The sequence below is a fragment of the Streptomyces sp. HUAS CB01 genome, assembly GCF_030406905.1.
In the GTDB taxonomy this organism is placed as follows: Bacteria; Actinomycetota; Actinomycetes; order Streptomycetales; family Streptomycetaceae; genus Streptomyces; species Streptomyces chengbuensis.
Genome location: NZ_CP129137.1, coordinates 2824886 through 2849022, shown reverse-complemented (window position 1 = coordinate 2849022; position 24137 = coordinate 2824886). Strand labels below are relative to the sequence as shown.

At 72.6% G+C, this 24137-nt stretch carries 21 protein-coding genes and 1 tRNA gene; 9 read left to right on the top strand and 13 right to left on the bottom strand.

Features of this window, described 5'->3' with window-relative positions; all coding sequences use genetic code 11:
- Positions 1–50: 50 nt before the first annotated feature.
- The gene (locus QRN89_RS12575) at positions 51–1232 is read right to left on the bottom strand and encodes a hypothetical protein (RefSeq protein WP_290349444.1); all 1182 of its coding nucleotides are present in this window, start codon (positions 1230–1232) and stop codon (positions 51–53) included.
- A gap of 405 nt (positions 1233–1637) precedes the next feature.
- Between QRN89_RS12575 and QRN89_RS12570 the strand changes: the two genes are divergently transcribed.
- Complete coding sequence (locus QRN89_RS12570; protein WP_290349443.1) at positions 1638–2258, top strand: histidine phosphatase family protein; 621 nt, start codon at positions 1638–1640, stop codon at positions 2256–2258.
- 7 nt (positions 2259–2265) lie between these two features.
- Here QRN89_RS12570 and QRN89_RS12565 read toward each other — a convergent pair whose 3' ends face one another.
- Positions 2266–3684, bottom strand: a complete 1419-nt coding sequence (locus QRN89_RS12565) for an NsdA family TPR-like regulatory protein (protein WP_290349442.1) — start codon at positions 3682–3684, stop codon at positions 2266–2268.
- 272 nt (positions 3685–3956) lie between these two features.
- Here QRN89_RS12565 and QRN89_RS12560 point away from each other — a divergent pair, with 272 nt between their 5' ends.
- Together QRN89_RS12560 and QRN89_RS12555 are read left to right on the top strand one after the other, a co-directional pair.
- The gene (locus tag QRN89_RS12560; protein WP_290349441.1) at positions 3957–4439 is read left to right on the top strand and encodes a hypothetical protein; all 483 of its coding nucleotides are present in this window, start codon (positions 3957–3959) and stop codon (positions 4437–4439) included.
- 519 nt (positions 4440–4958) lie between these two features.
- Entirely contained in the window at positions 4959–5825 is an 867-nt protein-coding gene (locus tag QRN89_RS12555; protein ID WP_290349440.1) for a spermidine synthase, read from the top strand.
- A 49-nt stretch (positions 5826–5874) separates the two neighbouring features.
- On the opposite strand, the gene QRN89_RS12550 is transcribed toward QRN89_RS12555, so the two are convergent.
- Positions 5875–6426, bottom strand: a complete 552-nt coding sequence (locus QRN89_RS12550) for a hypothetical protein (RefSeq protein ID WP_290349439.1) — start codon at positions 6424–6426, stop codon at positions 5875–5877.
- A 68-nt stretch (positions 6427–6494) separates the two neighbouring features.
- On the opposite strand from QRN89_RS12550, the gene QRN89_RS12545 reads away from it, so the two are divergent.
- From QRN89_RS12545 to QRN89_RS12535, 3 genes are all read left to right on the top strand, one after another.
- Positions 6495–7184 carry a response regulator transcription factor gene (locus QRN89_RS12545; RefSeq protein WP_290349438.1) on the top strand — a complete coding sequence of 230 codons (690 nt, stop codon included), beginning with the start codon at positions 6495–6497 and terminating at the stop codon, positions 7182–7184.
- The gene (locus QRN89_RS12540; protein ID WP_290349436.1) at positions 7181–8590 is read left to right on the top strand and encodes a sensor histidine kinase; all 1410 of its coding nucleotides are present in this window, start codon (positions 7181–7183) and stop codon (positions 8588–8590) included. Before QRN89_RS12545 ends, QRN89_RS12540 begins: the two co-directional genes overlap by 4 nt.
- A 156-nt stretch (positions 8591–8746) precedes the next feature.
- Positions 8747–10237 (top strand): glycoside hydrolase family 18 protein, encoded by a 1491-nt coding sequence (locus QRN89_RS12535; protein ID WP_290349435.1) that lies wholly within the window; start codon positions 8747–8749, stop codon positions 10235–10237.
- Between the two features lie 132 nt (positions 10238–10369).
- Here the strand turns inward: QRN89_RS12535 and QRN89_RS12530 are convergent, their stop codons facing one another.
- The 4 genes from QRN89_RS12530 to QRN89_RS12515 are packed head-to-tail and all read right to left on the bottom strand — an operon-like array spanning position 10370 to position 15074.
- A complete protein-coding gene (locus QRN89_RS12530; protein ID WP_290349434.1) occupies positions 10370–11776 on the bottom strand; it encodes a GH1 family beta-glucosidase in 1407 nt (468 codons plus the stop codon).
- A 44-nt stretch (positions 11777–11820) separates the two neighbouring features.
- Positions 11821–12717, bottom strand: coding sequence for a carbohydrate ABC transporter permease (locus QRN89_RS12525; protein WP_390701691.1), 897 nt, complete (start codon positions 12715–12717; stop codon positions 11821–11823).
- A gap of 9 nt (positions 12718–12726) precedes the next feature.
- Complete coding sequence (locus QRN89_RS12520; RefSeq protein WP_290349433.1) at positions 12727–13737, bottom strand: carbohydrate ABC transporter permease; 1011 nt, start codon at positions 13735–13737, stop codon at positions 12727–12729.
- A gap of 26 nt (positions 13738–13763) precedes the next feature.
- Entirely contained in the window at positions 13764–15074 is a 1311-nt protein-coding gene (locus QRN89_RS12515; protein WP_290349432.1) for an ABC transporter substrate-binding protein, read from the bottom strand.
- 222 nt (positions 15075–15296) lie between these two features.
- On the opposite strand from QRN89_RS12515, the gene QRN89_RS12510 reads away from it, so the two are divergent.
- Positions 15297–16394, top strand: a complete 1098-nt coding sequence (locus QRN89_RS12510) for a LacI family DNA-binding transcriptional regulator (RefSeq protein WP_290349431.1) — start codon at positions 15297–15299, stop codon at positions 16392–16394.
- 264 nt (positions 16395–16658) lie between these two features.
- Here the strand turns inward: QRN89_RS12510 and QRN89_RS12505 are convergent.
- The 4 genes from QRN89_RS12505 to QRN89_RS35575 form a co-directional block, all read right to left on the bottom strand.
- Positions 16659–16731, bottom strand: a tRNA-His gene (locus tag QRN89_RS12505).
- A 681-nt stretch (positions 16732–17412) separates the two neighbouring features.
- On the bottom strand, positions 17413–18018 hold the full coding sequence (orn, locus tag QRN89_RS12500; RefSeq protein ID WP_290349430.1) for an oligoribonuclease: 606 nt from the start codon (positions 18016–18018) through the stop codon (positions 17413–17415).
- A 10-nt stretch (positions 18019–18028) separates the two neighbouring features.
- Positions 18029–19225: a helix-turn-helix domain-containing protein gene (locus tag QRN89_RS12495; RefSeq protein ID WP_290349429.1), complete on the bottom strand. Its 1197-nt coding sequence runs from the start codon at positions 19223–19225 to the stop codon at positions 18029–18031.
- Positions 19226–19611: 386 nt separating this feature from the next.
- On the bottom strand, positions 19612–19800 hold the full coding sequence (locus tag QRN89_RS35575; RefSeq protein ID WP_356948621.1) for a hypothetical protein: 189 nt from the start codon (positions 19798–19800) through the stop codon (positions 19612–19614).
- A gap of 722 nt (positions 19801–20522) precedes the next feature.
- Between QRN89_RS35575 and QRN89_RS12485 the strand changes: the two genes are divergently transcribed.
- Together QRN89_RS12485 and QRN89_RS12480 are read left to right on the top strand one after the other, a co-directional pair.
- On the top strand, positions 20523–21044 hold the full coding sequence (locus QRN89_RS12485; RefSeq protein ID WP_290349426.1) for a universal stress protein: 522 nt from the start codon (positions 20523–20525) through the stop codon (positions 21042–21044).
- 176 nt (positions 21045–21220) lie between these two features.
- Entirely contained in the window at positions 21221–21790 is a 570-nt protein-coding gene (locus QRN89_RS12480) for a GPR1/FUN34/YaaH family transporter (RefSeq protein WP_093654163.1), read from the top strand.
- 116 nt (positions 21791–21906) lie between these two features.
- Here the strand turns inward: QRN89_RS12480 and glmS are convergent, their stop codons facing one another.
- Together glmS and QRN89_RS12470 are read right to left on the bottom strand one after the other, a co-directional pair.
- Positions 21907–23724, bottom strand: coding sequence for a glutamine--fructose-6-phosphate transaminase (isomerizing) (gene glmS / locus QRN89_RS12475; protein WP_290349425.1), 1818 nt, complete (start codon positions 23722–23724; stop codon positions 21907–21909).
- A gap of 86 nt (positions 23725–23810) precedes the next feature.
- Positions 23811–24086, bottom strand: a complete 276-nt coding sequence (locus tag QRN89_RS12470; protein WP_290353678.1) for a hypothetical protein — start codon at positions 24084–24086, stop codon at positions 23811–23813.
- Positions 24087–24137 lie beyond the last annotated feature (51 nt).

Below are 24137 nucleotides of genomic sequence, written 5' to 3'. Positions count from 1 at the left end.
CCGGGGCTCCCAGCCGCGGTTCCGCGGACCGCGAACCCCGATGCGGGCCGTCATGCCGTCCCCCGACCCGCGACCGCGTCCTCGCGCACGCCCGTACCCGGCGCCTGCACGCCGAGCGCGCCCGCGCCCAGCGCCTCCGCGCGGAGGCGCTGGGCGCGGCGCAGCGCGGAGACCGTCGGGTCCGCCGGGTCGCCCGACTCGCCGCGGGCCGCCGAGAGGACCTCGCCGACCGCGGTCAGTCCGCCCAGCTCGCCCCGCACCGCCCGGCCCAGGGACTCGACCGCGCCGGCGGACCGGGCCCGCTCGCGGCAGTGGAAGGCGAGCTCGCAGGCGGACAGGCATTCGGGGGCGTAGGCGGAGGGGACCGACTCGACGGCCGACGCCAGTTGGGCGGACGAGCAGGACTCCACGTCGAAGCTGACGCCGTCCGGCAGCGCCGAGGCGATCTCCTCGACCCGGGTCAGCCGCGCCAGCTGCCGCCGGGTGACGGAGAGCTGTTTGCGCACGTCGACGGCCGACGCGGTCGGCAGGTTGGAGAAGTCCTTCGGGCAGACCAGGAGGACGGAGTGGTCCACGGACGCGTCCTTCGTCAGCGCCGCGACCCGCTCCAGCGCCAGGACGTACACCGCGGCCTGGCGGGCCGCCGCGCCGACCTTCGACGGATCGGCGGAGCTGTCGACCATCGGGAAGGACTTGATTTCGACGACCGTCCACCGGCCGTCGGGGTGCACGACGACGGCGTCCGGCTCGAGGTACGCCGGCGAGCCCGCGACCTCCAGCGCCAGCATGGGGTGGTCGAGCAGCGTCCATGCCCCCGCCCCCGTGGCCTCGCGCAGGGCCAGCGCGGTGCGCGCCGCGCGCCCCTCCGGGCCGGCCGCGGCCAGATCGGGGACGTGCGCCCCGTGCGGGTCGGCCACCCCGAGCAGTCTCAGCAGTTCCGTGCCGCCGTCTGCCTTGACTCTCGCCTCGAACGCGTTGCCCCGCATGAAGGCGAACTGGGACTGGCCGAAGGTGGCGGGCGAGCCCAGCGCCCGGGCGAGCGCCGCCTTGTCCACCCCCGCGCCGTCCAGCAGCGCACGCCGCTTGCACCCGGGGTTCGCGGCGAGGGCCGCCAGCGCCCGGGCGTCGAGCGGATGCGGCGCGGTGGACGGCCCGCGCAGCTCGGCCAGCCGCTGCCGGAGCGCTGTCGCGGGCGCCTGGGGGAGAGGTCCGCTGTCGAGGGATGTGCTCACCCGCGGAAGTCTCGCATCCGCCACCGACAACGGGGGAGCGGTCTCCTGACCCGGCAGCCCGCGCGCCCTCCCGCACTCCGTTCCGCACGCCATTCGCGCGACCCCGCCGCGACGTCTCGCGCGCCTCGGCCCGCAGTCGCCCACCGGTCGTGACCGGTGCGGCGGCGTCTTCCGCAGTGTCCTCCGCGCCCCGCCCCGCGACCTGCCCCCGCGACCCGCGGTCCGCCCCGGGCCGGACCCCGTCCGGGGCCCGGTCGGCGGTCCGCCCCGCCCGTCCGGTGAGCTGCGGCTGCAGGGCGACACGGCTGTGGCGACCGTCGACGTACGCCGTACAGGAACCCGTCCTTCCGTCGTTCGCCGCGTCATCGCCGGGCGCCCGCCGGGACCGCCGGTGATGATGGACCCATGGCACCGCGCATATTCCTGGCCCGGCACGGCCAGACCGAATGGTCCCTGCTCGGCCGGCACACCGGCCGCACCGACATCCCGCTCCTCGACGAGGGCCGCCGCTCGGCGAAGCTCCTGGGGGAGCGCCTGCACAGATCCCCCTGGGGCGGCCTCCCGGACGTCGAGGTCCGCACGAGCCCGCTCTCCCGCGCCCGCGAGACCTGCGACCTCGCCGGATTCGGGGACCGGGCCCAGGACTGGGACGCGCTGATGGAGTGGGACTACGGCGCGTACGAGGGCAGGACGCAGGCGGAGATCCAGGAGACGGACCCCGACTGGTTCATCTGGCGGGACGGCGTTCCCGTCGGGGTACCGGGCGCGGCCTCACGGGGGGAGACCCTGGCGGAGCTCTCCGACCGCGCCGACGGGATCATCGAGAACGTGCGTTCGGCCGACCGCGACGTGCTGGCGTTCGCGCACGGGCACATCCTGCGCGTCCTGTGCGCCCGCTGGCTCGGCGAGGACGTGTCCTTCGCCGCCCGCGTCAAGCTGAGCCCCGCCAGTCTCTCGGTGCTCGGCTGGGCCTACGGCGCCCCGGCGGTCGACCGCTGGAACGACACGGGCCACCTCGGTACCTGAGGCCCGCTCAGACCCGGGCCGCCGCGGTCGCGGTCGCCGCATGGCGGTCGAGGAACGACGCCACCCCGGGCGTGCCCCGGCGCGACCCGAGAACGCGGGCCGTGTCGGCGAGCATCGCCCGGATGCGGGTGGACTCGACGTCGCCCTCCAGGGCGTCGAGCACCTGCTCGCCGACCGCGGCCGCCTCGGCGGGCGCGTCGGCACGGGCGAGGTCCGCGGCGAGCTGGGCCCGGTAGAGGGCGAGGTTCCGGGCGAAGTGCGGGTCCTGCAGCGCCGCCGCCCGGTGCGCGTGACGGGCGGCGCGGGGCCAGTCGCCGAGCGCCGACCAGCACTGGGCCTCCAGGGCCTGGAGCTCCGGTTCGCCGAAGAACGACATCCACTCCGGGTCCGTGTCCGAGGGGCCGCGGCCGAAGAGCGTCTGGGCGCGGGACAGCGCGCGCTCGCAGCCGGGACGGTCGCCGAGCCCGGCCCAGGCGCCCGCCTCGCGCAGGGTGAGCAGTGCCAGCAGCCGGTCCGAACCGAGCTGTCCCGCCGCCCGCTGCCCCGCCTGGGCGGCGCGCACCGCCTCCCGGTGCCGGCCGGCGTCCCGGGCGAGGAACGAGGTGTTGCAGAAGGCGTGCGCCTCCAGCGCCGTGTCGCCGGCGACGCGTGCGGTCGCCAGCGCCTCCGCGTAGTGGGAGCGGGCGTCCTCCAGCCGGCCCGAGTCGTGGGCCAGCCAGCCGACGGAGATGGCGAGTTCGCCCGCGCCCGCGGCCAGCCGGTCCGCCGTCGAGCCGCGCGTGGTGGCACCGGCGTCGAGCAGCGCGTAGGCGGCGCGCAGCGGCTGCGCGGCCCGTCTGTAGAGCCCGTCCGCGCCGTGGCGGTCGTCGAGCAGCCGGATCTGCCGCACCGCGGCCTCGACGGCACTCACCTCGGACGCGCCGACCCGCTGCCGGGGCAGGTCGGAACGCAGGGCCTCGGTGCCGGGCAGGGGGCCGAACCCCAGGGACGCGGCCGCCACGGTGACGGTGCCGCCGGTCATGAACGCGCGACGCAGCACGTCGCTCTCCTCGTTGCTGTAGGTGCTGTTGGTGCGGTTGGTGCTGTTGCTGCGGTCTTTGCTGTTGGTGCCGTTGCCGCTGTAGTACGGGTCCGGGGGCCGTGGCGTTCGCCCGCGGGCCGCGCGGCCCCGGACCGTCTCGCGGTCCGAGAACCCCAGATCCGCCAGCGTCAGGCCCGGGAACATGTGGAGGAAGACCCGTTCGTAGGCGTAGTTGGGACAGCGGATCTCACCCGCTTCCACCCGGCCGACGTAACGGGCGTCACAGGCCACCTGTTCGCCGATCTCCCGCGCCGCCCGCCGGACGAGCGCGGCGAACTCGCCGGGCGAGCGCTGTCCGCGCAACTGCCGGAACCTGAGGTTGGGAACTGCCCGTGACGACGCCATGGCCGAGCCCTCTCCTGTGCCACTCCCGGAGCCTCCAGATCCGTGCGGATGTGAGATGCCTGGCTCCGGCGGAGGAAGAACGTACCTGCTGTGACGGGTCCGCCACGCAGCGTTTGGCTACAAACGGGATATCTCACCCACGATCTGCCATGAACTGCCACCCTTTGCGGCGGCGTGCCGCCGTAGCCCTTGACGCCGACGGGCGTTGAACCGTGCGGGGACGCGGTACGTGCCCCTGCTCGGCGAGGAGGGTTCCCTTGTTGGAGGTTGGCGTGGATACCAGCGGCGGCTCACGGACGAGTGCCCAGCACCTGCCCACCCAGGAGTACAGCGTGGCACCGGGCCCGGCCGCACCGGGACCCGGTGGCGCCGAAGAGCCCTGCGACCTGGTGACCGTGCCCGCCAGGCAGGGTCTCGAGGCGGTGGACATCCTGCGCCGCGGCGGTGCGCCCGTCGTCGGCCCCGTGCTCCACGACGGAAGCTGCGACACCCTCGGCTTCCTGGTGCCGTCCGGCACGGCCGCGTGCTGGGACATGCCCGGCAGCGCGTGCACGGAGACGTCGGGCCGGGGCATCCGGATCCCGGGCGCCTCGGCGGGTGCCCCGGTGGGCCCGGCCTCGGAGGCCTCGATGGCGGGCTCGGACTGGCTGCTGCCGCCCGGCGACACCGACCAGGCCCCGCTCACCGACCCGGTGATGCTCCGCGAGGCCCTGGGCGAGGCGGCCCGCATGATCGAGGCCGCGGACAGCATCTAGGCCAGGCCGTGATGCGGAAGCAGCTCCGTCCGCCCGCAGCGCGGGGTCTGCGGCGTCCGGTGCGTGCGATCGCAGGACGGAGGATCGTCCTCGTACTGGACGTACGTGGATGACTCCGACAACGCAGCGAGCGTGCGTGCCGGGCGTCGCGGGCCAGGAGGGACTTTCGCCACACGGCCTGGTGCCGCATCAGGCAACGTTCCGCCCGTCGCGACGCCCGTCACGGCGACTCGCGGCGGTGCCGAATCCACCGAGGAGACCCACTGCGAGGTCGATCCGGAGCCTTGCGCCCCTCGGCCCGGAGGGCCGGGGGAGACCCCATGCACCGGACGCCGCTGCTCGGCGGGCGAACCTCGCCCGACGCGGCAGTGGGTCCCGGCACATCCCGCCCGGCACGGGCGGCCGTCCCCCCGGGAAACCGGCCACACCGGCGCCCGTCGCCACGCGCGTACCCGACCGCACCGGCGCCCGTCGCCACGCGCGTACCCGACCGCACCGGCGCCCGTCGATAATGGCCGTGTGGCGAGAAACAGACAGCGCGGTCGGTCCCGGGCGGCGGAAGGGGTCGTCGAGGCCGTGGACGGCGGGCTCGCCGAGCTGGTACCCGACCGCGACCGGCCCCGCGGCTGGACGCTGCTGATCGACGGGGCGCCGCAGTCCCACGTCGACCTGGACGATCCCGGCCTGCTGACCTTCGAGTACCAGCGTCGTCTCGGGCACGTCATCGACCTCGCCGCACCCGCCGGCCGGCCGCTGCAGGCCGTCCACCTCGGCGGTGGCGCATTCACCCTCGCGCGGTACCTCGCGGCGACCCGCCCGCGCTCCACCCAGCAGATCGTCGAGGTGGACGGACGCCTCGTCCGGCTCGTCCGCGACCGGCTCCCGCTCGACCCGGGCGCCCGGATACGGGTCCGTTCCGTCGACGCCCGGGCCGGACTCGGGAAACTTCCCGACGGCTGGGCCGACCTCGTCATCGCCGACGTCTTCAGCGGCGCGCGCACCCCCGCGCACCTCACCAGCACCGAATTCCTCGCGGAGGTGCGGCGGGTGCTGAAGCCCGGCGGGACCTACACCGCCAACCTCGCGGACGGCCCGCCGCTCGCCCATCTGCGCGGGCAGATCGCGACCGCCGCGACCGTCTTCCCCGAGCTCGCCCTCGCCGCCGACCCGACCGTGCTGCGCGGCCGCCGCTTCGGGAACGCCGTACTCGTGGGCTCCGACCGGCCGTTGCCCGTCGCCGAACTGACCCGACGGGTGGCGAGCGACCCGCACGCCGGTCGGGTCGAACACGGCAAGGTGCTCACGGACTTCACCGGCGGCGCGGTCGCCGTGACCGACGCGGCCGCCAAACCCTCGCCGGTGCCGCCGTCCTCCGTCTTCCGCTGAGGCCCGGCACACGGGCGCCGAGCCCCGGCACGGCTTCGGCGCGGAGGGCTCAGCGTTCCTCGATCTCGACGCGCGGCGCGGTGTCGTGCCAGGTGCAGAAGACGTCGATCTCCCGGCCGTTCTGCGAGAACGTCACCCGGATGTAGGTCGGCTGCTTCCAGATCTGCATCGTCCAACTGCCCGAAGGAGTCGCCGAGACCAGCTCGGCCGAACCGGGCCCGATGTCGAACGCGACCCGTCCGCCCTCGACCGTGTAGCTCTTCACATTGCCCGAAGGCGGCGGCGACCAGGGGCTCTTGCTCCTGCTGGGGGGCGCCGCCGGCTTCCCGGCCGGCGGGGTCGCGGCCGGGGGGCCGCCGCCGTCCTCCGGCTCCTCGGACGACGGCGCCGGACTCGGCGTGCCGGGGCCGGGCGTCGAGGACGACCGGGGGGCGGACACCTGCGGGGTGCGGGCGTCGGCCGTGATGGGCAGGGCGCGCGGCCTGTCGTACGCCGTGCCCGCCATCACCGTGTGCACACCCCACCACGAGAGTGTGACCGCCGCGCCCGTGGCGAGCGACCACGCCATGGCGTGTACGAGTCCTCTCCGCATCCGGGCCATCTTGCACCACGTCCGTCGTCCCTGTCCCAGGGGGACTCCGTTACTCCGGATGGCGTACGGTGCCGCCCATGGCAAGTGTGCTCGTGGTCGAGGACGACCAGTTCGTGCGCTCCGCCCTCATCAGGCACTTGACCGAGGCCTCCCACACCGTCAGGAGCGTCGGGACGGCCCTGGAGGCGCTGCGCGAAGTGGCCCATTTCCGGTTCGACGTCGTCATTCTCGACCTCGGACTGCCGGATCTCGACGGGGCCGAGGCGCTGAAGATGCTGCGCGGAATCACCGACGTACCCGTGATCATCGCGACCGCGCGGGACGACGAGACGGAGATCGTGCGGCTCCTCAACGACGGCGCGGACGACTACCTCACCAAGCCGTTCTCGGTGGAGCACCTGTCGGCGCGGATGTCGGCCGTGCTGCGCCGGTCGCGCGCCGCCGCCGGCGAGGCTCCGCCCAGCAGGGTCATCCAGGTCGGCGGACTGTCCATCGATCCGCTGCGCCGGCAGGCGGAACTGGACGGCAGCCGACTCGATCTGACCCGGCGCGAGTTCGACCTGCTCGCCTTCCTGGCCGGGCGTCCGGGTGTCGTCGTCCCCCGCAGGGAACTGCTCGCCGAGGTGTGGCAGCAGTCCTACGGGGACGACCAGACCATCGACGTGCACCTGTCCTGGCTGCGACGGAAGTTGGGGGAGACCGCCGCGCGCCCCCGCTATCTGCACACCCTCCGCGGCGTCGGGGTGAAACTGGAGCCGCCGCGATGAGATGGGCCCTGGTCAGGGTGTCCCTGGCCGTCACCACGATGGTCGTGCTCGCCTTCGCCGTACCGCTCGGGCTCGTCGTCCAGGAGATGGCCAGGGACCGGGCCTTCTCCAACGCCGAGCGGCAGGCCGCCGCGATCGGCCCGACGCTGTCCATCACCACCGACCGGCGGCAGCTGGAGCGGGCCGTCGCTTCCACCCAGGCCGGGGCGGCGGGGCGGATGGCCGTGCACGTCCCCGCCTCGGGGGAGACCGGGGGCCAGGATCTGGAGATCGGCATCCGGCGGGCCACCGTCAGGGACCTCGCCACCACCCAGCGGATCGGACGCGCGTCCATCACGGAGGTCACGGACGGCTCCGCGCTGCTGCAGCCCACCGCGCTCAGCTCGGGGAAGATCGCGATCGTCGAGGTGTACGTCCCCGAGGGCGAGGTCAGCAACGGTGTGACCACCGCCTGGCTGGTGCTCGCGGGCGTCGGCGTCGCGCTGGTCGTCGGCTCCGTCGCCGTCGCCGACCGGCTCGGTGTACGGATGGTGCGGCCCGCCCAGCGGCTGGCGGGCGCCGCGCACGACCTCGGCGAAGGACAGCTGGGGGCCAGGGTGCCGGAGGAGGGGCCCACCGAACTGCGGTCCGCGGCCGTCGCCTTCAACTCCATGGCCGACCAGGTCGTCCAGCTGCTCGCCAATGAGCGCGAGCTGGCCGCCGACCTGTCGCACCGGCTGCGCACCCCGCTGACCGTGCTCCGGCTCAACGCGGCCTCGCTGGGCACCGGCCCGGCGGCCGACCAGACCAGGGCCGCCGTCGAGCAACTGGAGCGCGAGGTCGACACGATCATCCGTACGGCGCGGGAGGCCAAGCCCCAGACCCAGGCCACCGGGCCGGGCGCGGGCTGCGACGTCTCCGAAGTCGTCCGGGAGCGGATGGAGTTCTGGTCGGCGCTCGCCGAGGACGAGGGGCGCAAGGTGCGCCTCGCGGGCGTGGACCGCCCGGTGCGCATCCCCGTGGCGAGGCCCGAACTCGCCGCCGCCCTGGACGCGCTGCTGGGCAACGTCTTCCGCCACACGCCGGAGGGCACCGCCTTCTCCGTCGACGTGCACAACGGCGACGACGCCGTGATCGTGCTCGTCTCGGACGCCGGCCCCGGCATCGCCGACCCGGAGGCGGCCCTGACCCGCGGCAACAGCGGTGCCAGGGACGGTTCGACGGGGCTCGGCCTGGACATCGTGCGGCGGGTCGCCGAGTCGACCGGCGGCGACGTCCGCATCGGGCACTCCGTGCTGGGCGGTACGGAGGTCCGCATCTGGATCGGCTTCGGGGGTGCCTCGCAGCGCCCGCAGGGCCGGATCGGCCACCGCACCAAGCGGCGCAGGAAGGGCGGTTCAGGAAGCCGCAGGGGCGCGGAGGTCTGAGGCCGCGGGGCGCGCACGGTTAATCGCTCCCGATGCCGTCCTTAAGCGCACCCTAAGAACCCCGACCGCCGTCCGGATCAGGCGCTTTGTCCGTTCCGGGGTCGCTAGCGTGCTGCCGCACCCCCACTTCCGTCGACGCAGAGGCAGGCACACGCGATGGGCACCAGCACGCACCGGCGCAGGGCGAGCGGCAGAGCGAAGGCGATCGGCGCGGTCGCCGCCGCCGCGGTCGTCGCCGGCGCGGCGTTCGCGTTCACCGGGACGGCGCAGGCGGCCGCGGTGGGCGCCGCGTACACCAGGACCAGCTCCTGGGACGGCGGCTACACCGGGCAGTACGTCATCACCAACGACAGCGGCGAGGCCCGCTCCGGCTGGACGCTCGAGTTCGACCTGCCCGCCGGTACGCGCATCGGCTCCCTCTGGAACGGCGACCACACCTTCAGCGGACGGCACGTCACCGTCAGGCCGGCGAGCTGGAACAAGGAGCTCGCCCCCGGCGCGTCGGTCACCGTCGGCTTCGTCACCTCCGCGAGCGGCGCGGCCGGCGACCCGTCCGGCTGCCTCATCGACGAGGTGGCCTGTTCCCCCGACGGCGGCGCCACGCCGAGGCCCAGCGGACGCCCGACCGAGCAGCCCGCGCCGTCCCCCACGGCGAGCGCTACCACGAAGCCCCCGGCCCCCACCGCCACGGCCACGCAGTCGCCCACCGCCCCACCGACGGCCACCGTCACCGCCACGCCCCCGTCCGCCGACGGCGCCGGGAGGTTCGCCCCGTACATCGACACGTCCCTGTACCCGGCGTACGACATGCTCGACACCGCGGCCAGGACCGGGGTGAAGGACTTCACGCTCGCCTTCGTCACCTCCGGCGGCGGCTGCGCCCCGCTGTGGGGCGGCGTCACCGACCTCGCGAACGACAGGGTCGCCGCCCAGATCTCCGCGCTGCGTGCCAAGGGCGGCGACGTCCGGGTCTCCTTCGGCGGCGCGGCCGGCCATGAGCTCGCCCTCAACTGCGCCACCTCCGGCGAACTCGCCGCCGCGTACGGCAAGGTCGTCGAACGGTACGGGCTCACCAAGGTCGACTTCGACATCGAGGGCGCCGCGCTGCCCGACGCGGCCGCCAACACCCGCCGTTCGCTGGCCATCGCCCAGCTCCAGAAGAAGCATCCGGGGCTGGACGTCTCGTTCACCCTGCCCGTCATGCCCGAGGGGCTCACCCAGCCGGGGGTCGATCTGCTCGCCGACGCCAGGAGGAACGGCGTGCGGATCGACGCGGTCAACATCATGGCGATGGACTACGGGCCGGCCTACAGCGGCGACATGGGCACCTACGCGATCCAGGCGGCCACCGCCACCCAGGCCCAGATCAAGGGCGTCCTCGGTCTCTCCGACGCCGCCGCGTGGAAGACCGTCGCGGTCACCCCGATGATCGGGGTCAACGACGTCACGACCGAGATCTTCACGGTCGACGACGCGACGCAACTGGTCGACTTCGCGAAGTCGAAGGGGATCGGGTGGCTGGCCATGTGGTCCTCGACCCGCGACAAGCAGTGCCCGGGCGGGGCGCAGAACTCCGCCGACGCGACGTGCAGTTCGATCCTCCAGCAGCCGCTGGCGTTCACGAAGGCGTTCGCCGCCTACTCGTAGCCGTCCATGCCGTGGCCACGGCACCGGTGGGGCTCCCTCCCGCACCACCGGTGGCCCGAGGCGACGGCACCCCCACGGCGCGCCCCGGCCGGTGACCCCCCACCCGGCCGGGGCGCGCGCCCGTTGCGGCCCTCAGCAGCCGGGGAGCATCCCCGTCCGGGCCAGCTCGCCGTACCAGCGGGCGCTGGACTTCGGGACGCGGGCCTGGGTGTCGTAGTCGACGTACACCGCGCCGAAGCGCTTCCCGTAGCCGTACGCCCACTCGAAGTTGTCCAGCAGGGACCAGAGGAAGTAGCCGCGGACGTCCGCGCCGTCCGCCATCGCGCGGTGCACGGCGGACAGATGGCCGTGGAGGTAGCGGATCCGTTCGGGGTCGTGCACGCTCCCGTCGGCGCCCGGCTTGTCGGGGTAGGCGGCGCCGTTCTCGGTGATCACGAGCGGCAGCCTCGGGGCCTCGCGGGTGTAGCGCATCAGCAGCTCGTGGAGGCCCGTCGGGTCCACCGGCCAGCCCATGTCCGTGACGTCGCCCGGCGCCCGGTGGAAGACGACCGCGTCGGCACCCGGCCAGGGGGAGTGGGGGGCGGCGCCGTGGCCGTCCTTCCGCTCCCGCGGTCCGTCACTGTCAGTGGCGGCGGATACAACGGTGGGTGAGTAGTAGTTGATGCCCAGGGAGTCGAGGGGGTGCCGGATGGCGGCCAGGTCGTCGGCGTGGACGAAGGACCAGTCCGTGAGGTGTTCCGTGTCCGTGAGGAGGTCCGCGGGGTACGTGCCGTGGAGCATCGGGTCGGTGAAGACGCGGTTGGCCAGGGCGTCGATCCTGCGCCGGGCGTCCAGATCCGCCTCCGAGTCCGTCCTGGCCCTGACCGCACTGGGGTTGACGCTCACGGACACCTGGCCGCGGGCGGGCAGAGCGGTGCGCAGCGTCTGGGCGGCCAGCCCGTGAGCCAGGTTCAGATGGTGCGCGGCGCGGAGGGCGGCCACGGGATCCGTGCGGCCCGGGGCGTGCACGCCCGAGGCGTACCCCAGGAACGCGCTGCACCAGGGCTCGTTGAGCGTGGTCCACCGCTCCACCCGGTCGCCCAGCGCGTCGGCGACGATGCGGGTGTAGTCGGCGAAGCGGTGCGCCGTGTCCCGCTCGGGCCAGCCGCCGGCCGTCTCCAGCTCCTGCGGCAGGTCCCAGTGGTACAGGGTCAGTACGGGCGTGATGCCGTGGTCCAGCAGGTCGTCGACGAGCGCCCGGTAGAAGTCGAGGCCGCGCTGGACGGCCGGGCCCCGGCCGGTGGGCTGCACCCGTGGCCAGGAGACCGAGAAGCGGTAGGCGTTGACCCCGAGCTCGGACATCAGCCGGACGTCGTCCGCGCGGCGGTGGAAGTGGTCCACGGCGACGTCGCCGGTGTCCCCGTTCTCCACCTTGCCGGGCGTGTGGCTGAAGGTGTCCCAGATCGACGGCGTGCGGCCGCCCTCCCCCACCGCGCCCTCGATCTGGTAGGCGGCGGTGGCGGTGCCCCACAGGAATCCGGGCGGAAAGCTGACGGTCATCAAGGAGCTCCCGATGTGTGAAGGAGGAGGAAGTGGAGGCGGTGTCAGCCCTTGACCGCGCCCTGCATGATGCCGCCGACGATCTGCCGGCCGAAGACCACGAAGGCGAGCAGCAGCGGCAGCGTGCCCAGCAGCGCACCGGCCATGATCACCGACTGGTCGGGGATGTAGCCGCGGCCCAGTCCGGTGAGCGCCACCTGGACCGTGGGACTGCCGTTCTGCGTGAGGGCGATGATCGGCCAGAAGAAGTCGTTCCACGCCATCACGAAGGTGAGCATCCCGAGGACCGCCATCGCGGGCCGGGCCGCCGGGAAGACCACGTGCCACACGACGCGCCAGCTGCTCGCCCCGTCCGTCCGGGCCGCCTCGATCAGCTCCGTCGGCAGCGCCTCGCTCAGGTACTGCCGCATGAAGAACACACCGAAGGCACTGACGAGCGTGGGGAGGATGACGGACTGCAGCCGGTCGGTCCAGGACAGTTCCGCGATCAGCATGTACAGCGGGACGACGCTGAGCTGCGGCGGGACCATCATCGTGCCGATCACCAGCAGCATCAGGAGGTTCTTGAACCGGAAGCGGAGCTTGGCGAAGGCGAAGCCGGCGAGGGTCGAGAAGACCACGGTGCCGGCCGCGACGGACCCCGCCACGACGGTCGTGTTGAGCAGCGCCGCGCCCATGTTGGCGTCGGTCCAGGCGATTTCGAGGTTCTTGAACAGGTTGCCGCCGAACCAGAACGGCGGGGGAGTCTGGGCGAGCCGGGTGTTGTTGCGGGACGCCGCGATCGCCGTCCACACCAGCGGGAAGAGCGAGCCCAGGGTGAACACGATCAGCACGGCATGGGTGATGCGCCCGCCGTGCAGGTGCCGGCCGGCGCGCACCCGCGGGCGCCCGGTGGTCGTCGCGGGCCCGGTGATGGCCGGCTCTTCGGTGGTCTTCAGCACGTCAGCCCCTTAGGCGCTCTTGCGGAGCCGGCGGACGAGCAGCCAGTTCACCGCGCCGATCAGCAGCAGGATCAGGAACATCGTCCAGGCGATCGCCGAGGCCCGGCCGAGATGGAGGTTCACCCAGCCCTGTTCGTACAGATAGAGCCCGAGCGTCTGGAACTGGTGGTCGGCGCCGCCCGTCGCCCCCGCCCCGCCGTTGAACAGCAGGGGCTCGCCGAACAGCTGCGTCGCGCCGATCGTCGACACGACGCACGTGAACAGGATCGTCGGCCGCAGCGACGGGATGGTCACATGGACGAACTGCTGCCAGCGGGAGGCCCCGTCGAGCGCCGCGGACTCGTACAGGTCGTTCGGGATCGCCTGCATCGCGGCCAGATAGATCAGCGCGTTGTAGCCGGTCCAGCGCCAGATGACGATCGTCGAGACCGCGATCTGCGAGGTCCACTCGCCGTTCTGCCAGTCGACCGGATCGATCCCGGCGAGCCCCAGCGCCCAGTTGACCATCCCGTAGTCCCGGCCGAACATCAGGACGAAGACGAGTGTGGCCGCCGCGACGGACGTGGCGTACGGGGTGAGCGCCGCGACCCGGAAGAACATCGAGCCGCGCAGCTTGTAGTTGAGCAGATGCGCGATACCCAGGGCGATCAGCAGTTGCGGCACCGTCGAGATGATCCCGATGGTGAAGGTGTTCTTCAGCGCGTTCCAGAAGAACTCGTCCTCGATCAGCCGCGAGAAGTTCCGCAGGCCCACCCACTCCATGTCCGTCGGGGCCGTCAGCTCCACCCGGTGCAGGGAGGCCCAGCCGGTGTAGAGCAGCGGGAAGAGGCCGAAGGCCGCGAAGAACAGGAAGAACGGCGCGATGAAGGCGTACGGGCTCCACCGCACGTCCCGCCGGTACCAGCGGCTCCGCCGTGCCCGGCGCCGCTCGGCCGCGGCGAGGTCCCGGGCGGGGGGCCGCTGCGCCGGGGCCGCGCCCTCCTCCTGGGAGGGCGCGGCGGCAGCGGCGTCACTGGCCATGCCGGTCACTGGTGTCACCTGTCCGGTCACTGGTCCAGTGCGTTGTCGATGGCCTTCACGGCGGCCTCCCAGCCTTCCTTGGACGACCGTCCCTTCTGGTCGACCTGGAGCATGCCGACGTCGGCGAGGTTCTGGGCGATCACCAGGTCCTTCGGGCCGACGATGGTGACCGGGATGCCCTCGGCGGCCCGGGAGAAGATCTCGCCGATCGGCGCGCCGCCGAAGTAGTCGTGCTTCGCACCGGACACGGCGGGCAGCGAGTACGCCGCCTTGGCGCTCGGGAAGCTGCCGCGCTTCTCGAAGAGCTTCGCCTGCTGCTCGGGCGCGGTCAGCCAGGCCGCGAGCTTCGCCGCCTCGGTCTTGTTCTTGCCGGCCTCGGGCACGATCAGGAACGAACCGCCCCAGTTGCTGGGCTTCGGCGCGGGGGCGACGTCCCACTTGTCCTTGCCGGCCGCCCCGCCCTTGTCCTGGATGTAGCCCAGCATCCACGCCGGGCAGGAGACCGTCGCGAAGGTGCCGTTGGCGTAGCCCTGGTCCCAGGCGGGCGTGAACTGCTGCAGCTTGCCGGTCAGTCCCTCGGTCGCGAAGGCGGCGGCGATGTCCCAGGCCTCCTTCACGGCCGGGTTGGTCTTGTACACGACCTCGCCGTTCTCGTCGTAGAACCGCTTCGCGCTGCTGCCGGTGATCGCGGCCATGACCCCGGAGGCCGAGTCCACGAAGGCCGTGCCCTTGGGGGCCTTGGCCTTGAACTGCTTGCCGGCCGCCAGGTACTTGTTCCAGTCGCCGGCCCAGAGCCTGCCGACGGCCTCACGGTCGGTCGGCAGGCCGGCCTTGGCGAAGAGGTCCTTGCGGTAGCAGATGCCCTGCGGGCCGATGTCGGTGCCGAGTCCGACGGTCTTTCCGTCCTTGTTGGTCGCCTGCGCCCACTTCCAGGGCAGGAAGGCGTCCTTGCTGACTCCCTCGGACTTGCCGAGGTCGACGAGCTTGTCCGCCTGGGTGGCGGTGATCTCGGCGATGTTGTTGACCTCGACGGCCTGGATGTCGGCCAGTCCGCTGCCGCTGCCCAGATGGGTGAGCAGTTGCGGGTAGTAGTTCTCGTTGCGCTCGATCGAGGTCTGCTTGATCTCGATGTTCTTGTTGAGCTTCATGTATTCGTCGTAGAGCCCGGCCTCCTTGAGGCCGAAGGCCCCGAAGACGCCCACGGTGATGGTGGTCCTGACCTTGCCGCCCCCGCCGCTCGCGGAGCCGCCGCCGGGTTCCTCGCTGTCCTCGGCACAGCCGGCCAGCAGCCCGGCGCCGAGCGCCGCTACGACCGCCAGGATTACGGTCCTGCGCATTGCGTCCTCCTAGTGCCCTGACGTGCCGACCCCCCGGCCAACTCTCGTGGTGCGCCCATCGGTTGAAGCTGCGGCTCGGGCGGGGAACGTGCGGGTTCTGAATGAGTCAGGTACGGTGGGAGCGCTCCCATACGTGATGCGTTGAAGGGTCGCGGCTCCCCGCGGGGGTGTCAAGGCTCCTGGCGCGTAATGTTCTGGGGCACGGAGGACGGGAGGCGGATCATGGTGGATCGCCGGAATGCCGGTTTCCCCGTGGGTGGCGGGGCCCGCACGGCCTCCCGCGGCGGGAGCAGGGGTTCGGGCCGCAGCGGCGGCAGACCGACCCTCGAAGAGGTCGCCGCACGGGCCGGCGTCGGCCGCGGCACGGTCTCGCGGGTGGTCAACGGCTCGCCCCGGGTGAGCGAGACGACCCGGGCCGCCGTCGAGGCGGCCATCGCCGAACTCGGCTACGTACCCAACCGCGCCGCCCGCTCGCTCGCCGCCAACCGCACCGACGCCATCGCGCTCGTCGTCCCCGAGCCCGAGGCGCGCTTCTTCGCGGAGCCCTACTTCTCCGACATCGTGCGCGGTGTCGGCGCGGCCCTCGCCGACACCGACATGCAACTGCTGCTCACCTTCGCGGGTTCGGACCGCGAGCGGCTCAGACTGGCCGACTACCTCGGCGCGGGCCGGGTGGACGGCGTGCTGCTGGTGTCGGTGCACGCGGACGACCCGCTGCCCGACCTGCTGGAACAGCTGGGGATCCCGGCCGTCATCAGCGGCCGCCGCTCGGCCGACGACCCGCTCGCCGCCGTCGACTCCGACAACACCGGGGGCGCCCGCGCGGCCGTCGCCCATCTGCTGGCCAGAGGCCGCCGGACCGTCGCGACGATCACGGGACGGCTCGACGTCTACGGCGCCCAGTGCCGCCTCGACGGTTACCGGGACGCCCTCAGGGATTCGGGCGCGGCGGTCGACGAGCGGCTGGTGGCGCCGGCCGACTTCACCGAGGAGGGCGGCCGCCGGGCCATGAGCGCGCTGCTCGACCGTCGCCCTTCGCTGGACGCGGTCTTCGCCGCCTCCGACGTCATGGCCGCCGGTGCCCGTCAGGTGCTGCGCGAGGCGGGCCGGCGCATCCCCGACGACGTTGCCCTGGTCGGCTTCGACGACTCCGCGGTGGCCCGTCACATGGACCCGGCCCTCACGAGCGTCCGCCAGCCGATCGAGGAGATGGGCCGCACGATGGCGGGCCTGCTGCTCCGGGAGATCGCGGACCGCAGCGGCCCGGAACGCCCCAGGATCATCCTGCCGACGGAGCTGGTGGTCCGGGACTCGTCCTGACGGCGGTTCCGGCGGCGCGACGGTGCATGATCCCGCGGCGGGACGGTGCATCCGGCAGCGGCTCCGACGCCTCCTCGGCAGCGCCATCCTCGTCCTCGTCCGCCGGGACCGCTTCAGATCGTCGTGCAGATTCCCGGGGCCGGAGGCGCCCGCCCGTCTCGTGGCCCCGGACGCACGAGTCCGTGCGCGGCGGCGTGCGGACGAGGGCGGCGTCGGGCGGACACGGCGAAGGGCCGATCCGAGGATCGGCCCTTCGCCGTACAGGGTGAGTGACGGGACTCGAACCCGCGACATCCTGGACCACAACCAGGTGCTCTACCAGCTGAGCTACACCCACCACGACCGGTCGTTTTCCCGACCGGCCGAGAAAAAGTGTACAGGGTCCGGGAGGGTGCTCGCGCCCGCGTTTACGTCGGCCCGGCGCGGGTCCCGCGCGTACGGTGACGCGGACCGCCGGACCTGGGACGCACGGCGGCGGGCTCCCCCGGACGAAGGTCCTCGTGCACGCGGCCGGACGGCCGTACGGGCGCCTGCCCGGGAGCCCCGGGGGCACCACGGCCCCGACACGGCCCCTGACAGGCATGACGCCCCGGGAGGAGCGTCCCCCGCACGCCGGCGCGGAACGACGACCGTCGTACGTCCCGACACGGAAGCGTGTCGGCCGCGGGCCGGACCTCGGATCCGAACGCCTGGCCCAGCCGATCCGGGAATGACGGCCAGCCCGAGCCGAACCGGGTACAGCGACTCCGGACGCGAGCCGGGGCCCGCCGGTTCGGTGCGCGAGCTTCGCGGGTAGGGCGACTCCGGACGCGAGCCGGGGCCCGCCGATTCCGTAGGCCGCCCCCGCCTGGCGACAGACGCAGGCATGCCTTCCGGCCTGGCGGCAACGCAGGCATGCCTTCCCGCCTGGCGGCAACGCAGGCAAGCCTTCCGGCCTGGCGCGCTCCGGCCCCCCGAAGCGCCCGGACACACGCGCGCCGGGCGGGCAGCCGTCGCTGCTCCGCCCGGCGGGTGCGGGTCACTGCGCCGCAGGCACCACGTGGCGCGCCGCGATCGTCTTCGCGGTGTCCGAGTCCGGGCCCGGCTGGGGGACGAAGATCGCCTCGCGGTAGTAGCGCAGCTCGGCGATCGATTCGCGGATGTCCGCGAGCGCCCGGTGGTTGCCGTTCTTCTCCGGGCTGTTGAAGTACGCCCTCGGGTACCAGCGTCGGGCCAGCTCCTTGACCGACGAGACATCGACGATCCGGTAGTGGAGGTACTCCTCCACCTTCGGCATGTCACGGAGCAGGAAGCCGCGGTCGGTGCCGACCGAGTTCCCGCACAGCGGCGCCCTGCCCGGCTCCTTGACGTGCTCGCGAACGTACGCGAGGACCTGCTCCTCGGCGTCGGCCAGGGTCGTGCCGGCCGCGAGCTCGTCGAGGAGGCCCGAGGCGGTGTGCATCTGCCGCACCACCTCGGGCATGGTCTCCAGCGCCGCGTCCGGCGGGCGGATCACGATGTCCACCCCTTCACCGAGCACGTTCAGTTCCGAGTCGGTGACCAGCGCGGCCACCTCGATGAGTGCATCGTCGGCCAGCGAGAGCCCGGTCATCTCGCAGTCGATCCACACCATGCGATCGTTCATGCGTCCTACCTTATGGCGCACTCCGCTGGCCGGGGAGCGCCGGACGCCCATGGGCGTAGGCGTCCGAGCCGGGCTTGCCCGGTTCCGGGGAACCGGAGGGCGCACCCGTGGCGGCCGGTGGCCTCCTCGTGTGCCCCGCGGACGCCTGGGGCGGCACGACGTGTTGCTCCGCCGCGGACCCCACCGGGTCGCCCTGCGGACGCCGTGCCCGGTAGGCGGCCCGGTACGCCGCGGGGGAGGACCCCAGCTGGCGGCGGAAGTGCCCGCGCAGTGCCACCGGGGAGCGGAAGCCGCACCGGCCCGCGACCTCGTCGACCGAGTAGTCGGAGGTCTCGAGCAGCCGCTGCGCCTGCAGCACCCGCTGGGTGATCAGCCACTGCAGGGGAGCGCTCCCGGTGAGCGAGCGGAACCTGCGGTCGAAGGTCCGCCTGCTCATGTACGCACGGGCCGCCAGGGTCTCCACGTCGAACTGCTCGTGGAGGTGCTCCAGCGCCCAGGCCACGACCTCGGCGAGCGGGTCGGAGCCGATCTCCTCGGGTAAAGACCTGTCGAGGTAGCGCTCCTGCCCGCCGGTGCGCCGCGGTGGGACGACCAGCCGGCGGGCCAGTGCCCCGGCTGCCTCCGCGCCGTGGTCCGTCCGCACGATGTGCAGACAGAGGTCGATGCCGGCCGCGGTGCCGGCGGAGGTGAGGACGTCGCCGTCGTCGACGAAGAGCTCCCGCGGGTCCACATGGACCGACGGATAGCGCTTGGCGAGCGTCGGCGCGTACATCCAGTGGGTGGTCGCCGGGCGGCCGTCGAGCAGTCCCGCGGCGGCCAGCACGAACGCCCCGGTGCACAGCCCCACGATGCGGGCGCCCTCCTCGTGGGCCCGGCGCAGGGCCTCGAGCGCCTCCGGTGGCGGTGGTGAGGTGATGGACCGCCAGGCCGGCACGACCACGGTGCCCGCTCTGCCGATCGCCTCCAGCCCGTAGGGCGCGGTGAGTTCGAGTCCCCCTGTGGTCCGCAGGGGGCCCTCCTCACCGGCACACACGAGCAGCCGGTAGCGGGGAACTCCGGCGTCCTGGCGGTCGATTCCGAACACCGAGAGCGGAATGGAACTCTCGAAGATGGGACCGCCGCTGAACAGCAGCACCGCGACGACTTCCCGGCGGCGGCGCCCCGACAGCTTCCTTACGGCCTCCGGCGCGGCGGAGTCCTGACTCATGACGCTAAGCCCCCCTCGGTGTTCGCGTCTCCCCGTTCTTGTCGGGCCTGTCGCTCCTGCACGTTTCCCCTCGGTTTTGCACGAGTCCCCAGCCTTCGATACTCATGATCGAATCTACTGCGTCCCGTGGTGCCGGCGTGACAAGTTCCAGATCCGGCACATTGTCGACAAGGCAACTTGGCGCGAAGCATTCGATCACGAAGCGTTGCATCCGGAGGCCGCGCAGGGAAGTGCGCGACGCATGCATGGCCCATCCCCGTAGGGTGCGAGCGGCGCGTGCGGTCCTTTCCTCCCTGGTCGCACGGGGGTTGACGGGCCATTTCTCCAAGGAATGCCCGTACAGGCGAAGTTGGCTGAAAACATATGGGTCCGTGCGTGCGAATCCGTCAGTCCCCGGGGCTGCAACGCGCCCGACGGCCGCCGCCCCGGCGTCCTCGTGTCCCCGCGGCGCGCGGCGTCGCCCGCTCGGACCGGCGCATCAGCGCCCGCGAGGCGCCGGTCACGGCGGCCAGGCCGGCCGCGATCGCGGCGGCGTCGCCGACGGACGTGCCGTACGCCACAAGCACGACCGGCACGACGACGCAGCCGAAAGTTGCCCATCGAACCACTTCGCCCGTGGCGTCGCCTGCCGGGATGCGCACGGCGGCACGTGCGGACCTCCCGCGGCCGTCCGGGGGACGGGTGGCGGGGTCCGTGCGCTCGGCGGCTCGACGGGCCCTTCCGGGGGCCGGTGCGGCGGGTGCGGGGACCACCGCAGGACGCGCGGCCGTCGTCCGCGGCGCCCGGCGGCGGCCCCGTCGAGGAGCCCGGCCGGGGGTCGGGGCGGAGGTGCGGGCGGCCGGGGATGCGGGCACGGGGACTCCTCGTGACGGAGACGCGGAAGGGGAGTGGCGGAGGTGGCGGATCCGTTTCGTCGGTGGGGCGACGGGAGACCAACGAGGAGCGGAGCCCTCCGGTCACTGCCGCGTCTTCCCCCTTTCCCCCAGCGGTTCTTCGGGGCCTTCCGCCCGTCTCCGGACGTCGCGCCCGCCGCCCCGGACCGTGGGCGACGGTAGGCGCCGAAGGGCGTTCCGGCCGAAGCCTGTACGGTGCAGCCGCCATTGCCATACGGAGCGTGCTCGTGCATGCTCCCTGGGACGCATGCTCCTTGGCTCGCCGGGAGTAGGACCCCCGAGCTCTGGGCAGGCAAGGAGTGGCGCCGTACCCTTGGGGGTATGGGCTTGGGAAGTTGATTCCCGGACAGAGCTCCGCAGCCAACCGTCGCCCTCCCATGAGGATCTGAACGCCGAGACAACCGATGGCCGGTCACGAAATTCCCGAACCCGCGGACCGCAAGCAGGTCGCCGACCCCCTGTCGGATCTGCAGGCGGCGGAGCAGTCGCGCCACTCCTGCGATCCCGCGTTCCGGCACGGCGTCGTGGTCGGCTTCGACGGATCGACCTCCAGCGAGCGGGCCCTGGCGTACGCGATCGGCATGGCCAGGCGCTCCGGTTCGGGCCTGATCATCGTGCATGTCGCCAACCGCCTTCCCACCACGGTGTGGGCGGGCTGCGAACCGCCGGTCTTCGTCGACGTCCCCGATCACCGGACCGAGGTGCTGGGTCTCGAACTCGCCTGTGCCGACTACCTCACCGAGGTTCCGTGGATCCTCGTCGAGCGCGGCGGCGACATCTGCCACGAGCTCGAGGAGGTCGGCCGGGAGTATTCGGCGGACGCCATCGTGGTCGGCTCCACCCATGGCATCGTGGGGCGCATTTTCGGCTCCGTCGCCGGACGGCTGGCGCGCCGCGCGCAGCGGCCCGTCGTCGTCATCCCCTAGCCCTCAGAGGCCGCACGAGCCCCTTTCGCACCATCGTTCTCGCAGGTCGGGGCGGGTTTTGTAACTTTTTGACGACCGTCATGGCTACTCGGCCGTACGGGGTGGATTGTGCGCTTGTGAAGGGTAGACAAGGGTGGCTGGGAATCAGCACCAAGCGCGCACGAAGGGAGCCCGCCGTGGACAAGGACGTCTCCGCGGGAAGCGCCACGTCAACCACTCTCGGCCACCTCGCACTGGGCCTGACGCTGCTGGCGTTCGGGGTCGGCAACACCGGTGTGATCGACAATGTCGCGGCGTCCGACGCCGCAGCCCTCGCGACCTGGGTGGGCGGGGTCGCACTGTTCGTCGTCGGGTTGCTCGAGTTCCGTGCGGGCAACGGCGGTACGGGTACGGCCTTCGCGGGCCTCGGTGCCTTCTGGTTCACCTGGGGGACCGGCACCGGCGCGGAGGTCTCGGCGGAGGCCGCCGGGCTGTTCATGCTCCTGTTCGCGCTCCTGGCGCTCACGCTCACCGCGGGCGCGTCCGGCAGCGGGATCCTCGGCCAGGGCGTGTACGGGCTGCTGTGCGTGTCGATGCTGCTCCTCGCGATCGCCTCGTTCGCGGGGAACGACGGGCTGGCGAAGGCCGGCGGCTGGGCCGCCGCGGTCGCGGGTCTCGTGGCCTGGTACGGCGCCACCGCGGCGCTGGCGCACTGGCCCACCTTCTCGGGGCGTGCCGCAGGCCGGGGTGTGACGGCCACCGGCTGAGCGGCGGGCCGCCGGCGTGAGCCGTCCCGACGCCGGCGACGAAAGAGGCGACCCCCTTGCGGCACTGGTGGCGTGCGCAAGGGGGTCGCCGTTCTGTCGGCGCGTGCCGTACGGGACTACTCCACGGTGACCGACTTGGCCAGGTTGCGCGGCTTGTCGATGTCCCGGCCGAGGGCCAGGGCCGTGTGGTAGGCGAGGAGCTGGAGCGGGATGCCCATGAGGATCGGGTCCAGCTCGTCCTCGTTCTTGGGCACCAGGATCGTGTGGTCGGCCTTCTCCTGCTCCTGGTGGGCGACCGCGAGGATCCGGCCGCTGCGGGCCTTGATCTCCTCCAGCGCGGCGCGGTTCTTCTCCAGCAGCTCGTCGTCGGGGACGATGGCGACCGTCGGCAGTGCCGGCTCGATCAGCGCCAGCGGGCCGTGCTTCAGCTCGGAGGCCGGGTAGGCCTCGGCGTGGATGTAGGAGATCTCCTTGAGCTTCAGGGAGGCCTCGAGCGCCACCGGGTAGCCGCGGACCCGGCCGATGAACATCATCGACTTGGCGTCGGCGTACTCGGCCGCCAGCTTCTTGATCTCGTCCTCGGACTCGAGGATCTCGGAGATCTGGGCGGGCAGCTTGCGCAGGCCCTCGATGATCCGCTTGCCTTCGGCGACGGACAGGTCGCGGATGCGGCCCAGGTGCAGCGCGAGCAGCGCGAAGGCGACCACCGTGTTGGTGAAGCACTTGGTGGAGACGACGCAGACCTCGGGACCGGCGTGCACGTACACGCCGCCGTCCGTCTCGCGGGCGATGGCGGAGCCGACCACGTTCACGACGCCGAGGACGCGGGCGCCCTTGCGCTTGAGTTCCTGGACGGCCGCGAGCACGTCGTAGGTCTCACCGGACTGGGAGACGGCGATGTAGAGGGTGTCGGGGTCCACGACCGGGTTGCGGTAGCGGAACTCGGACGCCGGCTCGGAGTCGGCGGGGATGCGGGCCAGGGACTCGATGAGCCCGGCGCCGATCAGACCCGCGTGGTAGGAGGTGCCGCAGCCGAGGATCTTGACCCGGCGGATGCCGCGGGCCTCGCGGGCGTCCAGGTTCAGACCGCCCAGGTGCACCGTGGAGAACCGGTCGTCGATGCGGCCGCGCAGCACGCGGTCCACGGCGTCGGGCTGCTCCGAGATCTCCTTGTGCATGTACGTGTCGTGGCCGCCCATGTCGTACGAGGCGGCCTCCCACTCGACGGTCTCGGGGGTGGCGGTGGTCGTCGTGCCGCTGGTGGTGTAGGTCCGGAAGTCGTCGGCCTTCAGGGTGGCCATCTCGCCGTCGTTGAGGGTGACGACCTGGCGGGTGTGGGCGATCAGCGCGGCGACGTCGGAGGCGACGAGCATCTCCTTCTCGCCGATGCCGAGGATGACGGGGGAGCCGTTGCGCGCGACCACGATGCGGTCGTTGAAGTCGGCGTGCATGACGGCGATGCCGTACGTGCCCTCGATGACCTTGACCGCCTCGCGGACCTTCTCCTCCAGGGTCTCGGCCTGGGAGCGGGCGATCAGGTGGGTGATCACCTCGGTGTCGGTCTCGGAGGCGAAGACGACGCCGTCGGCCTCCAGCTTGGCGCGCAGCTCGTCGGCGTTGTCGACGATGCCGTTGTGGACGACGGCGACCTTGTTCTCGGGGTCCAGGTGCGGATGCGAGTTGATGTCGCTCGGGGCGCCGTGGGTGGCCCAGCGGGTGTGGGCGATGCCGGTGGTGCCGGTGAAGCGCTTGGGGACCCGGGCCTCCAGGTCACGGACGCGGCCCTTGGCCTTGACCATCTTCAGGCCGGCGCTCTTGGGGCTGGTGATCACCATGCCGGCGGAGTCGTAGCCCCGGTACTCCAGACGCGCCAGGCCCTCCAGCAGCAGCGGCGCGACGTCGCGCTTCCCGATGTAACCGACGATTCCGCACATAGAGTCTCTGCCCCTCCAACGACGTTCGTGTGTGTGCCCGGCCGTGCCGCGCGCGGGTGCGCGGTGCACGCGGCCTCCGCGGCGGCTCAGCCGTAGACGATGCGGCGCAGTTGCCGGAGCGAGAGCTCCGGGGGAGCCACCGCGCGGTGCGGCAGCTCGGCCGCGATCCGCTCGAAGATGTCCGTGTTCACGCCTCCGTCGGCCTGCATCTCCCGGTGGCGGCGGCGCACGAACTCCTCGGTCGTCTCGTCGAAGAACGCCAGCACGTCCAGTACCACCCGGGCCGCCTCACCGCGCTGGAGCGCGGTGCTGCGCACCAGATGGTCGATGAGGTCGTCATGCGACGTGCGGCGTTCGAGCACCCGTAGATATTGGGGCGTCATCGGCCTTGAACGCAAGATTCCTGCCCGAAT